This window comes from Sphingopyxis sp. UBA6723, from assembly GCF_002454115.1.
Lineage (GTDB): Bacteria > Pseudomonadota > Alphaproteobacteria > Sphingomonadales > Sphingomonadaceae > Sphingopyxis.
The window spans coordinates 280,895-296,125 of sequence record NZ_DKIH01000011.1 but is presented as its reverse complement, the minus strand read 5'-3'; the positions used below and the strand labels follow the sequence as shown (position 1 = coordinate 296,125).

Sequence of the window (15,231 nt, the reverse complement as noted above, 5' to 3'; positions counted from 1 at the left end):
GTCACTCGCATTAGCGACAGTGGGCGCGCGCCGCCCCGCGTCAATGCACCGGCGGATCGACGGGAGGAATGGCGTGGATGGGGGCCACCGGCTCGCCCGGCTCGCGCGGGGGCAGGGCATCGGGCGGCACGTCGGCAATCTGCATGTCCGGGGTCGGCACTGCGTCGACATTGCGGACCCGAACGGCCACGTCACCATCCTTGATTCGCAGTTCGTTGAAGCTGGGCGGGGTGGACCGGATGCGTTGTGACAAGGTCCCCGCACCGATCATCCGGATCGGTCCGGCAGCGGTGGGCGCGACCAGGTCGAACGCGTCATGGACATGGCCGGTCAGCACCGCCGCAACGCCGCGCGATGCCAGGGCTTCGAGCGCGCGGGCGCCGCCGCGGGTCAGGGCGCGACCTTTCGTTCCCGCTTCGACCAGCGGATGATGCGCGGTAACGAGCGCGGTGGTCCCGCTTGGCAGCGCATCGATGGCGGCCAGCGTCTTGGCGAGCGCGTCGCCTGTGACCCAGCCCTTCGACCAGTCGAGCCGCCATTGCGCGCGCGCGGTGGTCTTGAGCGGCACGACGGCGACCGCGGCAAGATTCAACTCGCGCTCGACCAGTCGTTCGATCCTGCGGATACGGCGATAAGGCCAGAAAAATCGCGCGAGCGGGTTGAAATAGGGTAGGTCGTGGTTGCCGACCTCGACCGTGACCGGCACGTCGAGCGCTTCGATCCAGTCGCACGCCGCGGCAAATTCATGGCTGCGCGCGCGCATTGTCAGGTCGCCGGTAATCAGCACCGCGTCAGGTTGTTCGCGCCGCACACATTCGCGGAACCAGTCGAGCGCGGTGCGATCCTCCAATCCGAAATGCAGGTCGCTGATATGGAACAGCCGCGTCATGCCGTCGCGATAAAATCGACCGCGCTGGACCCCAGCGAAAATTTTGCGGGGGACGCCACCGCGTCCAGCTCGCCGTCAAATTCCAGGCTGATCGGCTGCTCGCTCTCCAGCATGATCGTGTCGGCGGTCGTGATCGGCTCGCTCGGCCCGTCGCGAAAGTCGCCGCCGAGCCACGCGAGGCCATGACGCAGAACGTCGCCGGTTCCTTCGGCCAGGATGCCGTCGGCGCGAATGCCATCAGCGGTCGGGGTCAGAATGACCGCCGGATAGGCTTCGCCGTCCGGTCCCACGCGGACGCCGGGGGCGTTCAACATTTCGTCGAGCGCTTCGGGTGCGGCGCGGCTCGCCTCGATAATCCCGTCCTGCCGCATCGTCTCGCGCACCTCTGCCCAGCGCGTAGCCGGACCAGCGACGACGGTGATGAAGGCGGTGCCGGTGTCGGACTGCACCGTCGGGATCGCGCTGCGCCGCGCATTGCCCTGCAGGACATCGGACAGAATGTCGGGTGCCGGCCGGTCGCCGTGCAGCGCCTTTGACAACAGGTTGAGCGTGCCGCCGGGCAGCGCCAGGATTGCGCCATCCCAACCTGCGGCTTTCGTCGCCGCCGCGTTGATCGTGCCGTCGCCGGTCCACACCAGCAACAGGTCGATGCCGTGCTGCTTCAGCGCGTCGGCATCGGGAATGTCGCCGTCGGGCAGGGCAAAGGTCGCCACAAGCGGCGCGTTATGGGCGCGGCAAAGCTCGGCAATCTGTTCGCGGACAGCGGCGTCATGGCTGCCACTTTGGGTGTTACAGATCAGGGCGGGGCGGGTGAAGGAACTGGTCATCGCGCTGTCCTACGCATGAAGATGAAAAAGGTGGCCGAATTGCTTTCCTCCTATTCGTCATCCCGGACTTGATCCGGGATCCATCGGTCCTTTCCGGCATGCCCTTCCTCAGAATTCATAGACTCCGGATCAAATCCGGAGTGACGAAGTGAGGTGTCGGTCATGCCCCGCCGCTTGTTCCACGCGCCACCGCCTTGTAGGGCGCAAGGATGGCAGCACCGATTTCCAAAGGACGACGCTTGATCAAATTCCTGCTCGTGGGGGTCCTGCTGATCCTGTTGTTCGGGGGCGCGGCGCGGATCATTGTCGCGGGCGGCGCGAAATCGCTCAACCTTGGCGACCGATTGCTCGGCGATAGTGACGGCGCGACCTTGCAGGTGGCGGGGCAGCCCTATGGTGCGGGGGAGCGCAACAAGCTCAACATCTGGGTGCCGACGGGGACCAAGAAGACCGACAAGCAGCCGGTGCTCGTCTGGCTTTACGGTGGCGGCTGGTACAGCGGCCAGCGCGACGATTATGGCTTCGCCGGGCGCGCCTTTGCGCGACAGGGCTTCATCGTCGTCATCCCCGACTACCGGATCGTCCCCGACGGGCATTGGCCCGACTTCCTCCACGACAGCGCCGCCGCCGTCGCATGGACCGACGCCAATATCGCGAACTATGGCGGCGATCCCGATCGCATCGCGTTGTCGGGTCATTCGGCGGGTGCCTATAATGCGGTGATGCTGGCGCTCGACCCGCAGTGGATGAAGGCGGCGGGCAGCGACACGTCGGTGATCCGCGGCGTCGCGGCGCTGGCTGGCCCCTATGATTTCGCGCCCTTCGAGGAGGGTGGCCGCGCCGATGTCGCGATGGGCGACATCCGCCCGGTCGAGCGGACCCAGCCGATCACTTTCGTGCGCGCCGATGCGCCGCCGCTGTGGCTCGGCCATGGCACCGCTGACACCGTGGTGCGCGTGCGCAACAGCCAGCGACTAGCGGCAGCGATGCAGAAGGTCGGCGGCTCGGCGGCGCTGCGCGAATATGACGGGCTGAGCCACAATGACCTGGTCATGGCGCTGACGAAACCCCTCGCATACAAAGGCCCGATCCTGCCCGAGATGACCGATTTCCTGCGCGGCGTCACCGCGCGCCCGGTTGCGCCTGCACCCATCGCCGAATGATTCCGGCGATCATCCTTGCGGGTAGCCGTCCCGGCCCCGACCCACTGCTCACGGGCAGCGGGGTATCGACCAAGGCGTTGCTGCCCATCGCGGGACAGCCGATGTTGGTCCATGTCGTGCGCGCGCTGCGCGCCGCACCAGAGGTCGGCCCGATCACGATCCTCGCGCAGAACAGCGCCGAACTTGCCGTCCAGCCGGAGCTGGCGGATTTCGCCAACCTGCATTTCGTCGATTCGGGACAAGGGATCAGCAGCTCGCTCGCGGCGGCGCTGCCTACGGGCGACGATCCGCTGCTCGTGACCACGGCCGACCATGTCCTGCTCACCCCGACGATGCTCGCCGAATTCCTGCACGGCGCCGCGGATAGCGATGTTGCAGTGGCGATGGTTGAGCGCGCCGTGCTGTTCGAACGCTATCCAGAATCCAGACGCACCTGGCTCAAATTCCGCGGCGGCGGGTGGTCGGGCGCGAACTTGTTCTACCTGCGCGGGCGGCGCGTGCTGCCGCTGCTCGACTTCTGGGGGCGGATCGAACGCGACCGCAAAAAGGGACTGAAGATCATTGCGGCGTTCGGCCCATGGCTGCTGATCGGCGCGCTGCTCCGCCTGTTCACGATCCAGCAGGGGGTGGCGCGCGCCGGGCTGCGCTTCGGGCTAAAGGCGGCGATCGTACCGATGTCCGAGGCCGAGGCGTGCATCGACGCCGACAAGCCTTCCGATATCGAGCTGATCGAGCGGATATTTGCCGCACGGGGCCAAGCCGCTATAGGGCCAATCCTATGACCATCGAAAAAGCCATCATCCTGTCGGCCGGACAGGGTTCGCGCCTGCTGCCGCTGACCCGCGACATTCCCAAATGCCTGATCGACCTGAACGGTCGCACGCTGATCGGCTGGCAGGTCGCGGCGCTCGCGGCCAACGGCATCAAGGACATCGTCGTCGTCACCGGCTTTCGCACCGAACGCGTCGAGGATCATGCGTTGCAACTCTATCGCGACACCGGGGTGCGTATCCGCACCTTGTTCAACCCCTTTTTCCAGGTCGCCGACAATCTAGGAACCTGCTGGATCGCGCGTGAGGAAATGGACCGCGATTTCATCATTCTCAACGGCGACACCATCGTTTCGGAAGAGATCGTCGCCAAGCTTATCGCCGGGGCGAACGAACCGATCACCGTCACCGTCGACGTCAAACCCGACTATGACGACGACGATATGAAGGTGAATCGCGACGCCGCGGGGCGACTGCATCATATCGGCAAGCGGCTGCTGCCCCCCGACACCAACGCTGAATCGATCGGGATGCTGGCCTTTGTCGGCGATGGCCCGTCAATCTTTCGCAACCAAATCGATCAGATGATGCGCACCCCCGAAGGGGTCGAGCGCTGGTATCTGCGCGCGATCGACGTCATCGCCAAGGGCAATCGCGTCGGCACCGTATCGATCGAAGGTCTGGAGTGGCAGGAGGTCGACTTCCCGCAGGATGTCGAAGCCGCCGATGCGCTTACCGCGAAATGGGCGGCAGAAGGCCGTTACGCGAAATAGGGCTTCAGCCAGTCGGTGAGCGCCGCGATCTGTGCATCGCCGAGCTTCACCGCCTGCGCCAGATCGGGCGGCCCCGGCCAACCGGTATCGGGGACCGCCAGGCCTGCGCCCATCCGTTCGCCATCGTAGCGCGGCAGGACGTGGAAATGAACGTGCGGATCGACCATCATCAGCATCAGATAATTGATCCGAGTGTAGCCGATCGCCTGACTCAGCGCGGCCTCGATCGCCGCCGTGGCGATTTTGAGCTCGGCATGCGCTGCCGCGGGCAGATCGCCGAACGCCGTCGCGTCGGATTTCGCCGCCAGCACCAGCGCGCCGAGTGTCGGCTGCGCCGGACGCAGCAACACGACCCAATGCTCATATTCGGCGATCAGCGTCGCGGGATGGCCGAATTTGGCGATGGTGTCGTTCATGCTTCCTCCATCCAGCTGACAATCGGGCGCCCGGCGCGCCGCTGGGCATAGGCCTGCACCAGCTGCACCGCATGGACGACCAGTGAGATGATCGTCCACCATGCGACCGCGATCAGCCCGATGTCGGGGCGACCCGCGAGCGTCGCGAAGAACAGGATCGCGATGTTGGGATTACGGCGCGCGGTGATCAGCCGGAACTGGCTGTCGAACCGCCGCCAGACGTGGACGTCCATGCCGAAATCCTTGATGAACATCCCCTCGATCACGCGCTGAAGCACATAGCCCGCGACGACCGCGATCATCACCAGCAGGAAGGTCTGGTCGGACAGTGCGAGCCCCCAGCTGCCCAAGCCGACGCCCCAGAAATACCACCAAAAGGGCGGGTGGACCAAATCGACGCCATGGTCGGCGATATTGCCCCATTTCGACGAGGTGATCGTGCAGCGCGCGAGCTTTCCGTCGACGGTGTCGAACACCATGAAGATGAAGGCAGCGAGCATCCCGGTCCAATAATGGCCGTAAGCGAAAAGATAGGTGGCGTAGATGCAAAGCGCCGCACCGATCGCCGTGACCATATTCGGGGTCATGCCGATGCTGGCGGCAATCCGCGTCAGCCAAAGCGCCAGTTCGGGCCACAGATATTTGGTAAGCAAATCGGTGACGCCCTTGTAGGCACCAAAATAGCTTTTGCGCTCGATTTCGCGCCGCGTCTCGGGGGTCAGCCGCTGGATAAACGGCGTATCCAGCTTGCGCAGCTGGCGGTTGTAGATTTGCGGATTGTCGCGGTAATCGATGAGCGTCAGCGCGTCGCGATGCGCCGCGATATCATCGGGGGTCATGCCGCCGGTCAGGTGCGCCATCACCAGCGCGTCGCCGTCCATCACCACCGTGCCAGGCAGGGTGATGATGTGGCGCAGCCACACCGGATCGAAGACATAGTCGAGATTGACATACAGTCGGGCACCCGATGGCGGCGGCGTGTCCGGCAAGCCTTCGGCGCGCGCCATCCGGCGCAGCCGTTCGGCGATGGTCATCCCCCACAGCAGGGTCGGATTGTCGCCGATCAGTGCCAGGGCGGGCAGGGTCGTTGGTTCGCTCATCCGCCGCTCTTATCCTGTGCTGTGTCCTTTGCAAGGAAGCGCGCAATCGCCTTGGCACCCCGCTGCGCCGCTCCCGCCGGATCGCCGCCGATCGATTCGGCCAACCGTTCGCGTTGGGCGTCGATATAGCGCGGGTGATGCGCGGCGGCCTGATCGAGCGCGCCGGGGAGCGCCGCAAGGTCATCGACCACGTCGCCCAAGGTCCAGAACAGATAGTCGGGATCGCCCACCCAATCGACGTCATGCGCGTTGAGGAACAGGCACGGGCGCGGCGTTGACAGAAATTCGTACACCTGACTGCTGACGTCGCCCAGATAGATGTCGGCGCCGCTGGTATAGCTCATGTCGAACAGACGATCGGAGCCGAGATCGATCAAAATCTTGCCCGGCACGGCGAGCGCCTTCACCGCGGCGCGGTCGGCATCGCTCGCCTCGGCAAACAGGCGAATGTGCGGCGCAACGACCAGATTATAGCGATCCTGCGCCGCGAACCAGTCGATGATGTCACGCCCGAAACGGTCCCATGACGATAGCCCGCGATGAAAGTGCGGCGCGTAGAGAACCGTAGGACGACCATTGTCGAACAAGGGCGCGCGCGTCTTGTCGAGACGCGCCATCAGGTCGAGTTTTACATAGCCGTTGAGCGCGTAGTGTCCAGGCCGGATCGTCCCGGCATCGAGCAGTCGCTGTTCACTCTTTTCGCCTGCAACCAGCACAAAATCGAAATGCCGGTCCCGCGGATCGAGCATGATCGCGCGGTCGCCAGCGCCGTGCGGGGTAAAGATCAGCCGCGTGCGGCGCGGCAGGAAGTGGCGGATCGCGGTGGTTGTCCGCTCGGGCACGACGATCGCGTCGAACCGGCGCAAAAAGCGCAGGGCGCCGAACAGGATCGGCAGACGCGGATGGCGAATGATGGCGCGGGCGCGAAGCCAGCGGCTGATCCCCCGCTGCCCCAGCAGTTTAATGCGGGGAGCAAAGCCGGGGTAAGCGGCCGCGACTTGCTCGACCACGGGCAGATGGCGGGTGCTGGCAACGGCAACTTCGACATGGGAGCCCGCCGCCGCCATTTCGGCCGCGATCGGCAGCGCGTGGAAAATCTGGTGCGGCTCGCCGATGAACAGGAACAGGATGCGCATTATCGAACCTGGGTGGCGGCGCCTGCCGTCGCTTCTTCAAAATCGGCCACCTGCCAGCCATGCTGCGCCGCCAGCCGGACAAATTTGTTGCCGCGTCCGACGAGCCAGGCTTGATCAGCAAGGGCAAAGGTCGGCGCATCGCTGACATGATCCGAATAGGCGCGGATATGCGCGGCGCCATCGGGTGCATGGGCAGCCAGCCATTCGGCGACACGGCGCGCCTTTTCGGCGCCATAGCAATTCCGCCCGTCGAGCTGCGGCAGCCAGTTGCCGGCGGGGTCGCGCTGGTGGCGCGAGGCGACGATCGCGTCGAACCCCAGCGCGTCGGCGATCGCGCCCGCGTAAAATTCCGGCGCTGCGGTCGCCATCAGCAAACGGTATCCCTCCGCGCGGTCGCGCGCGACGCAGGCTTGGGCGCCCGGCGGAACGTCGCGCGGTACGCGCCAGGAGGCAAACTTCGTCGCAAGCCCCGCGGCGCGCGCGGCGGTCAGATGCGGTCCGAGCATCAGGCGGATCGCGGCGGGCTTGAACCGGTCGCGGCCATAAAGGCGCAGCGCATAGCCGATCATCAGCGCGGCAAGCGCGGGCAGCAGCAGCAATCGCCACGGCGCCTCGCGCGCCGCGGCCCACAGCAGGAACAGCGTGAAGGTCGGTTTGCGCAGCACGGTGCGGTCAAGATCATAGATTGCGACGCGCGGGGCCGGGTCGGTCATGTCGGCTCGCTTCCGATCAGGCGCAGTTTTCGCCCTGCCTTCCCCAGCGAGGCGCGGTCGGCATAGGGCAGCGCAAAGCGGATCGCGGCCCAGATCGACGCCAGCGCGATGATCACGATCAGCGGCAGCGCGATCGGATCGGGTAGCCGATCGACCAGCAGCGTGGCCCCGCCAGCGACAAAGGTCAGCGTCATTCCGCGGATCGCCACGACCGGGAACTGATGGTCAAATGGATGCAATTTTTCATTCATCGCCAATTGGAGCGTTGGGATCGCGGCCATCACCACCAAGCCGATCGACGTCGCGAGCGTGACCCCTGTCAGCGCATCCATATGATCGACGATCAGCCAGCCCGCACCGACCGCCACGCCGACGCCAAAGATGCTCGCGGTCAATTGGTGGCGAAAGGCGGAGACGACCTGCAACACCGGCGAAGAGATGCCCAGCACCGCTTCGGCGGCGCGCGCGAACAGCAGGATGATCAGCGCCGCCTGCGCCGCCTGTGCCTGCGCGCCGAACAGGCTGAGCAGCGAGGCGCTGCCCGCGGCCAGCACTGCAGCGAGCGGCAATGCGATCGCCGAAATGAGCCGCGTCGCATACGCATAGATGTCGGCGACCTGCGCCCGGTCCTCACGTTCCGCGCTGGCGGCTAGCGGCGCCATGACATAAACGAAAGCGATGCGGACAAGCTGTACGACGCTCGACAGCTTGCGCGCGATCGTGAACAGCCCCGCCGCTGCGGCGCCCGCGGCGCCCGGCAGTAACAGGTTGAGGATCAATGCCGGGGCGTCACCGAACAGCCGCGCGATGATGTTCGACGGCAGGATCGACAGCCCGGCCCAGAAGGTGTTGCGCGCCGTATCGGTGCCCCGGGGACTGCGCCAAAATGCCTCCAGGTCATAATGTTGGCCGAGCAGGCGCACGCAGAGGATGGCCGTGATGGCAAGCGAGCAGAGATGCGCGATGAACAGGCCTTTGAGTCCCAGTCCGCCGGCAAAAAACAGCCCCGCGAAGACCAGCCGCAGCACCTGTTCCCAGACGATCCGCAGCCGGATTTCGGCGCCGAACACCATGCGTGCGCGCAGCGCCGATGTGGCGATCTCGACGAAAGCCCAGAGCGGCAGTGCCCAGACGAAAACGCGGATCGCCGGGGTGACGAGTTCGCGGTCCTGTGCCGCGACGTTGAGCAACGGGCCAAGATCGGCGGCGAACGCCGCGATGATCGCTGCAACCACAATGCAAGGCCCGACGCCAAAGATCATCGCCGTGCGCAGCGCCGCCGCCGCCTCGACATCGCTTGCCGACTGCGGCACCGTGCGCTGCATCGCGCTGGTCATGCCCATGTCGAAAATGTTTTCGAGCAGGTTGATCGCCGCCCACAGCACCGCGTAAAGCCCGTAGCCCGCGAGACCGAACATCAGCACATACAGCGGCTGCGCCACGATTTCGACGACCGCGCCCAGCCGCGCGAGCACCGTGGTGCCAAGCCCGCGCGCGACGCTGCGGCTGGTAACGGCGGGGTGGGCGGCGCTTTCGCTCATCGCAGCCGCCCTAGCGCCTTGCCCGCGCGCCTGCCAGCGGCTTTCGCGCGTTCACCCCCCGATCACCCCCTTGTCGTCCCCGCCAATCGGGTCTAGTCAGCCCGCAATTGCCCAAGGAGCTCGTGTCATGGCCGAATTTCGCCTGCCCAAGAACAGCCGCCCGCAAAAGACGGGCAAGGTCCACAAGGCCGAGGGCGCGGCTGCGGTCAAAAAATTCAAAGTCTATCGCTACGATCCCGACAGCGGCCAGAATCCGCGCTTCGATACCTTCGAGATCGACACCGAAAAATGCGGCCCGATGGTGCTCGACGCGCTGATCAAGATGAAGAGCGAGCAGGACAGCTCGCTGACCTTTCGCCGCTCGTGCCGCGAGGGCATCTGCGGCAGCTGCTCGATGAACATGAACGGCAAGAATGGCCTCGCCTGCACCACCGCGATCGAGGATCTGAAGGGCGACATCACGATCACGCCCCTTCCTGCGATGGATGTGATCAAGGATCTGGTTCCCGATTTCACCCATTTCTATGCCCAATATGCGTCGATCGAACCGTGGCTGAAGACCAAGACGACGACGCCGAGCGGCAAGGAGCGGCTGCAATCGCCCGCCGAGCGCGAAAAGCTCGACGGGCTGTACGAGTGCATCCTGTGCGCCTGCTGCTCGACCAGCTGCCCCAGCTATTGGTGGAACAGCGACAAGTTCCTCGGCCCCGCGATCCTGCTCCAGGCGTATCGCTGGCTCGCCGACAGTCGCGACGAAATGACCGGCGAGCGGCTCGACGAGCTGGAAGATCCCTTCCGCCTCTATCGCTGTCACACGATCATGAATTGCGCCAACGCCTGTCCGAAGGGGCTCAACCCTGCCCGCGCGATCGCCGAGATCAAGAAGCTCGAGGCCGAGCGGCAGGTCTGATGCGCGCGCTGGCGCTGCTCGCGCTGGCACTGGCAAGCCTAACGCCCGCGAACGGCGCGCGCGCCGAGGCGGTGACAGCGCCAGCCGTCGTCGCACTGGGCAGCGACGGCTTGCTGGTCCCCGGACGCTATCCGGTCGGCGAGCAGCACGACGGCAACAGCGTCATCGTGCGAGGCCCCGAAGGGCTGATCCTGATCGACAGTGGCCGCAATGTCGGGCATGTGGGCCTGATTGCCGGCGCGATCTTCGGATTGGGCGACGACCGCCCGGTCGCGATTATCAACACCCACTGGCATCTTGACCACGTCAGCGGCAATCCGATGCTCAAGCGCACATGGCCGCAGATTCAGGTTTATGGAACTTCGGCGATCGACGCGGCGCTGACCGGCTTCCTTGCGGAAAGCGCAGCGGCCTCGCGCAAGGCGCTGGAGGCAGGCCAAATCCCCGAAACGGCGGTCGCCGGGGTGAAACGCGATCTCGCGACCATAGCAAAAGGACAACAACTGCGGCCAGATGTGGTAGTCGACGAATCGCGGGACGTCCTGCTGGCAGGCCGCGCGCTGTCGCTCCGCGTCGCGCATCGTGCCGCGACCGAACGCGACCTCTGGGTGTTTGACGCAGCGGCGCTGCGCGCGATTGTCGGCGATCTTGTGACCTTGCCGGCGCCCTTCCTCGACACCGCGTGCCCCGAAGGCTGGATCGACGCGCTCGGTGCGGTGGCCGCGTCGGGCGCCGAAAAGGTCGTTCCGGGGCACGGGCCAGTGATGGACCGGGCCGGCTTCGCCGATTGGCGTTCGGCGTTCGGCGATTTCGTCGCGTGCGCGCGCGGGTCTGCAACGCTCGAAAGCTGTTCGGCGAGCTGGCTTGACGGTGTCGCGCGCTGGATCGAAGACGACAAGGAACGCGCGAAGGCGATGGCTGACTATTATGGCGAGCTGATACGCTCGGGAAAACTGGATGGATATTGTAAGGCATGAATGACGGGATCGAAGAACCAAAGCGCGCCGACCATTTCAGCGCCGAGACGCTGGACGATGGATGGCTGAGCTGGGATCTCAAAGACGCAACGCGGTTCAACAGCTTTATCGAACCGCTGACGGTACGGGTCGAGCCGCCGACGCCCGATGGCCGCCCCTGCGCCCGGGTGCGGATGATCCCCGAACGCAAGCACAGCAATTTGGGCGATAATGTCCATGGCGCGGTGACGCTGGCGCTGGTCGATATCGCGTTGTTCGCCGCGTCGCATCAGTTCGGATCACTCAACGCCGGTCATTCGGTGACGCTCGACCTGTCGACGCAATTTGTCGGCGCGGGTCGGCTGGGCGAGCCATTGGACGCCGTGGTCGAACTGGTGCGCGAGACGGGTCGCCTGATCTTTCTGCGCGGCTTGGTGGTGCAGGGTGAAGGCGACAGTCATATCGTCCTCAGCTTTGCGGGGACCATTCGCAAGGCGAGCAAGGATCGCGGCTGATGTCGGTGCTGGCGGCCTATGACGCGCTCGTCGCGGGCGGCGAACTCCGCCCCGACGCCGAACAGCGCGCCGCCGCCGAGCGGCTGAACGCGTTGCAGGCTGAGCTGGAGGCGGTGCCGCCGCGTGGCAGCTTGCTGTGGCGACTCACCGGGCGCAAGCCCGAGAGCCCGCGCGGTGTCTATCTGTGGGGGGCGGTGGGGCGCGGCAAGTCGATGCTGATGGACCTGTTCTATGACCAGCTCCATATCCAGCGCAAACGGCGCGTCCATTTCCACGCTTTCATGCTCGACGTCCATGCGCGGATGCGCGAGGTGCGCAAAAGCGAGGCGGGCGATCCGATCCCGCTGGTCGCCGACGCTCTCGTTGAAAACACCCGCTGCCTCGCGTTCGACGAGATGGTGGTGAACAACAGCGCCGATGCGATGATCCTTTCGCGGCTGTTCACCGCGCTGATCGATCGCGGGGTGACGGTGGTCGCGACCTCGAACCGTCCGCCGAGCGACCTGTACAAGGACGGGCTCAACCGTGAGCATTTCCTGCCCTTCATCGCGCTGGTCGAAGCGAAGCTTGACGTGATGGGCTTGAACGGCCCGACCGATTATCGCCGCGACCGGCTGGGCGATGGCGCGCGCTGGTTCGTGCCCGCCGACGAGGCGGCGAGTGCGGCGCTGTCGGCGGCCTTTTTCCGCCTGACCGATTATCCGCCCGAGGATCGCGCTCATGTCCCGACGCTCGATCTCGACCTGGGCGGGGGGCGGGCGCTGCACGTGCCGAAAGCGTTGAAAGGCGTCGCGGTTTTTTCGTTCAAGCGGCTGTGCGCAGAAGCGCGCGGCGCATCCGACTATCTGGCGGTGGCGCGGCATTTCCACACGGTGATTATCGTCGGCATCCCACGCATGGGGCCGGAAAACCGCAACGAGGCGGCGCGCTTTGTCACCCTGATCGACGCGCTGTACGAATATAAGGTCAAGCTGCTGGCCAGCGCCGCGGCGATGCCGGATGATCTTTACGTCGCAGGCGATGGCGCGTTCGAGTTCGAACGCACCGCCAGCCGCTTGTCCGAAATGCAGTCCGACGACTATCTCGCGCTAGGCCATGGCCAACAGGACGCCGCTGACAATTTTTCCCCAGCGTGATGAATTGATCGTCACGGCAATGACGTCGCGGACATAGCGCACTTCATGCGCGAGATGGCCCAGCCCCTGCTGAATGACGCGGCGCAACGTGCGCAGCGGGCGCGGGGCGGGAACCTGAATGCGGCGGGGACGAGGGGGCGGTGCGGGCAGAGTGGCAAGACCGCCGCTGGTCACCCGCGGATCGTTGGCCACGGCGCGGCACAGCGCCTCCATCCGCGATATGGCGAGCCGGTTGGCTACCTTGCGATCGCGGCTGAGCAATTCGAAACTGTGGCTGAACGCCGAAAACTGGATCGCGCCGCTGGCCGCCGAATGGTCGAGCGCGTCGCGCATTTCCTCTTCGGACATTGCGCATAGCTGCGCGGGGCGAAAGCGACTCGCGCGGTCCATCAGGCCGCTGACCGGCACTTCGACGATGCCATGATGCTCGCGCATCCCCAGATTGCTCGCATCGAGCGAGATCGCACAGCCGTGGCCCAGATACGCGCCGTTAAAGCTGCTGTCGAAACGAAAGCCCAGCGCGGCCAGCGCGCGCAGCGTATCATCATTGGCGCCGAAATTTCCGGCGCGAAAGGCGTTCGGTTTGGGCGCGCCCGCGCCCACCAATATGTCCCGCGCCAGCGCGATCAGCTTCTTTTGCGCGGGCAGGGGAAAATCGCCGATGTTGCGGCCGGTCAGCCGCCCCACCGGGTTGAAACGTGCGAAGGCCAGCCATTCGGTGTGGATATGCACCTGCACCTCGTGCCCGCGCTCGACGACGGGGCGCACGATCGCATCGATGACTTCGGGGCCATAGACCAGCGCCGGCATCGGATCGATGAAGAACACCCCGGTCAGCCCATGGCGTTCGAGCATGTCCATCTGGAAATGGATGCCGAAATCGCCGTCGCGGCAGCGGCCGAGGATCGAGCTTTCGAAATTGGCGCGCGCGTCGGCGCCGCGCTGGTACAGTCCGGCCGATAATTCGGTATCGAAACTGATAATTGCCCGCGTCATCCGCTCGCGCCTAGCACCCCAGCGATAAAGGAGGGTTAACTCGGCCATGCGGCCATCCCCCGATGGTCCTAAACCTGTCATGCAAGCACAACATTGTCCATTCAAACCCGCGCGAGGTCAGCGGCAACACCGCTTTTTGTTATTGCGAACTATTTGCAAAAAAAGGCGGATTTTCGACCTTTTCGCGGTTGTTTCGTTAAGGGAATCGGCGTAGGGGCGACCCCAGTCTTGGGATCGGGATGGCACTTTAGCCCGTGTGCCGCCGGTCTGTGAAGCATTGCCGGGCTTGCCAGGAAGGGAGTGCCGCGCGCCATGGGACGCAAGAAGATCGCATTGATCGGAGCCGGGAATATCGGCGGGACGCTGGCGCTGCTCGCCGCGCAAAAGGAACTCGGCGATGTCGTCCTGTTCGACGTCGTCGAAGGCGTACCGCAAGGCAAGGCGCTCGACCTGTCGCAGGTTGGCCCGATCGCGGGCTTTGACGCGAAGATCACCGGCTCGAACGACTATGCCGACATCGCGGGCGCCGATGTCATCATCGTCACCGCGGGTGTCGCTCGCAAGCCGGGCATGAGCCGCGACGATCTGCTCGGTATCAACCTGAAGGTCATGAAGGCCGTGGGTGAGGGCATCAAGGCCAACGCCCCCGACGCCTTCGTCATCTGCATCACCAACCCGCTCGACGCCATGGTGTGGGCGCTGCGCGAATTCTCGGGCCTGCCGCATAACAAGGTCGTCGGCATGGCCGGCGTGCTCGACTCCGCGCGCTTCAGCCACTTCATCGCCGACGAATTCGACGTGTCGGTGAAGGATGTGAACACCTTCGTCCTCGGCGGCCATGGCGACACGATGGTTCCCGTCGTCCGCTACTCGACCGTCAACGGCATCCCCGTTCCCGACCTCGTCAAGATGGGCCTGTCGAGCCAGGACAAAATCGACGCGATCGTCAAGCGCACCCGCGGCGGCGGCGGCGAAATCGTCGCGCTGCTCGGCACCGGCTCGGCGTTCTACGCGCCCGCAGCCAGCGGCATCGCGATGGCCGAAGCCTATCTGGGCGACCAGAAGCGCATCTTGCCCTGCGCCGCCTATGTCGACGGTCAGTACGGCCTTGACGGCCTCTACGTCGGCGTGCCGGTAATGATCGGTGCGGGCGGGGTCGAAAAGATCGTCGAGATCGAACTCGATGCCGAAGACAAGGCGGGTCTGCAGGTGTCGGTCGACGCGGTCAAGGAACTGCTCGACGCGTGCAAGGCGCTCGATTCTAGCCTCGCTTAATGTCTGTGCCCCTGCGAAGGCAGGGGCCCATCACCTGCGCTCGCCAGAACGGGCGGCGGGTGGCTGATAGATTTGGAGATGGGCCCCTGCCTTCGCAGGGGCACGAGCAACGGAA

General features: G+C 65.1%; 16 protein-coding genes. 8 read left to right on the top strand and 8 right to left on the bottom strand.

Translation table 11 applies throughout. The features are described from left to right. Positions 1–40: 40 nt before the first annotated feature. Positions 41–889 (bottom strand): metallophosphoesterase family protein, encoded by an 849-nt coding sequence (locus B4F07_RS12450; protein ID WP_293700216.1) that lies wholly within the window; start codon positions 887–889, stop codon positions 41–43. Continuing rightward, positions 886–1,716, bottom strand: a complete 831-nt coding sequence (locus B4F07_RS12445; RefSeq protein ID WP_293700218.1) for a diacylglycerol/lipid kinase family protein — start codon at positions 1,714–1,716, stop codon at positions 886–888. Before B4F07_RS12445 ends, B4F07_RS12450 begins: the two co-directional genes overlap by 4 nt. A 239-nt stretch (positions 1,717–1,955) precedes the next feature. Here B4F07_RS12445 and B4F07_RS12440 point away from each other — a divergent pair, with 239 nt between their 5' ends. From B4F07_RS12440 to B4F07_RS12430, 3 genes are read left to right on the top strand one after another with little or no spacing between them, the layout of a single operon-like run. Next, positions 1,956–2,879: an alpha/beta hydrolase gene (locus B4F07_RS12440; protein WP_293700219.1), complete on the top strand. Its 924-nt coding sequence runs from the start codon at positions 1,956–1,958 to the stop codon at positions 2,877–2,879. Then, positions 2,876–3,661 carry a nucleotidyltransferase family protein gene (locus B4F07_RS12435; RefSeq protein WP_293700221.1) on the top strand — a complete coding sequence of 262 codons (786 nt, stop codon included), beginning with the start codon at positions 2,876–2,878 and terminating at the stop codon, positions 3,659–3,661. The genes B4F07_RS12440 and B4F07_RS12435 overlap by 4 nt, the downstream gene beginning before the upstream one ends. Next, a complete protein-coding gene (locus B4F07_RS12430) occupies positions 3,658–4,422 on the top strand; it encodes a phosphocholine cytidylyltransferase family protein (RefSeq protein WP_293700222.1) in 765 nt (254 codons plus the stop codon). The genes B4F07_RS12435 and B4F07_RS12430 overlap by 4 nt, the downstream gene beginning before the upstream one ends. Here B4F07_RS12430 and B4F07_RS12425 read toward each other — a convergent pair. From B4F07_RS12425 to B4F07_RS12405, 5 genes are read right to left on the bottom strand one after another with little or no spacing between them, the layout of a single operon-like run. After that, positions 4,410–4,838, bottom strand: coding sequence for an HIT family protein (locus B4F07_RS12425; protein ID WP_293700223.1), 429 nt, complete (start codon positions 4,836–4,838; stop codon positions 4,410–4,412). The genes B4F07_RS12430 and B4F07_RS12425 overlap by 13 nt on opposite strands. Next, positions 4,835–5,938 (bottom strand): CDP-alcohol phosphatidyltransferase family protein, encoded by a 1,104-nt coding sequence (locus B4F07_RS12420; protein ID WP_293700224.1) that lies wholly within the window; start codon positions 5,936–5,938, stop codon positions 4,835–4,837. The genes B4F07_RS12425 and B4F07_RS12420 overlap by 4 nt, the downstream gene beginning before the upstream one ends. Beyond that, positions 5,935–7,074, bottom strand: coding sequence for a hypothetical protein (locus B4F07_RS12415; protein ID WP_293700225.1), 1,140 nt, complete (start codon positions 7,072–7,074; stop codon positions 5,935–5,937). Before B4F07_RS12415 ends, B4F07_RS12420 begins: the two co-directional genes overlap by 4 nt. Continuing rightward, positions 7,074–7,787, bottom strand: coding sequence for an HAD-IB family phosphatase (locus B4F07_RS12410; protein ID WP_293700226.1), 714 nt, complete (start codon positions 7,785–7,787; stop codon positions 7,074–7,076). Before B4F07_RS12410 ends, B4F07_RS12415 begins: the two co-directional genes overlap by 1 nt. Beyond that, a complete protein-coding gene (locus B4F07_RS12405) occupies positions 7,784–9,328 on the bottom strand; it encodes a lipopolysaccharide biosynthesis protein (protein WP_293700227.1) in 1,545 nt (514 codons plus the stop codon). The genes B4F07_RS12410 and B4F07_RS12405 overlap by 4 nt, the downstream gene beginning before the upstream one ends. A gap of 127 nt (positions 9,329–9,455) precedes the next feature. On the opposite strand from B4F07_RS12405, the gene B4F07_RS12400 reads away from it, so the two are divergent. From B4F07_RS12400 to zapE, 4 genes are read left to right on the top strand one after another with little or no spacing between them, the layout of a single operon-like run. After that, complete coding sequence (locus tag B4F07_RS12400) at positions 9,456–10,238, top strand: succinate dehydrogenase iron-sulfur subunit (RefSeq protein ID WP_293700229.1); 783 nt, start codon at positions 9,456–9,458, stop codon at positions 10,236–10,238. Further along, complete coding sequence (locus B4F07_RS12395) at positions 10,238–11,215, top strand: MBL fold metallo-hydrolase (protein WP_293700230.1); 978 nt, start codon at positions 10,238–10,240, stop codon at positions 11,213–11,215. The genes B4F07_RS12400 and B4F07_RS12395 overlap by 1 nt, the downstream gene beginning before the upstream one ends. Further along, entirely contained in the window at positions 11,212–11,709 is a 498-nt protein-coding gene (locus B4F07_RS12390) for a PaaI family thioesterase (RefSeq protein ID WP_293700232.1), read from the top strand. Before B4F07_RS12395 ends, B4F07_RS12390 begins: the two co-directional genes overlap by 4 nt. Continuing rightward, complete coding sequence (gene zapE, locus B4F07_RS12385; RefSeq protein WP_293700939.1) at positions 11,706–12,845, top strand: cell division protein ZapE; 1,140 nt, start codon at positions 11,706–11,708, stop codon at positions 12,843–12,845. Before B4F07_RS12390 ends, zapE begins: the two co-directional genes overlap by 4 nt. On the opposite strand, the gene B4F07_RS12380 is transcribed toward zapE, so the two are convergent. Then, positions 12,798–13,841, bottom strand: coding sequence for a polysaccharide deacetylase family protein (locus B4F07_RS12380; RefSeq protein WP_293704824.1), 1,044 nt, complete (start codon positions 13,839–13,841; stop codon positions 12,798–12,800). The two genes, zapE and B4F07_RS12380, sit on opposite strands and share 48 nt — an antisense overlap. Before the next feature lie 312 nt (positions 13,842–14,153). Here B4F07_RS12380 and mdh point away from each other — a divergent pair, with 312 nt between their 5' ends. Then, positions 14,154–15,116 (top strand): malate dehydrogenase, encoded by a 963-nt coding sequence (gene mdh / locus B4F07_RS12375; RefSeq protein WP_293700236.1) that lies wholly within the window; start codon positions 14,154–14,156, stop codon positions 15,114–15,116. Positions 15,117–15,231: the final 115 nt, after the last annotated feature.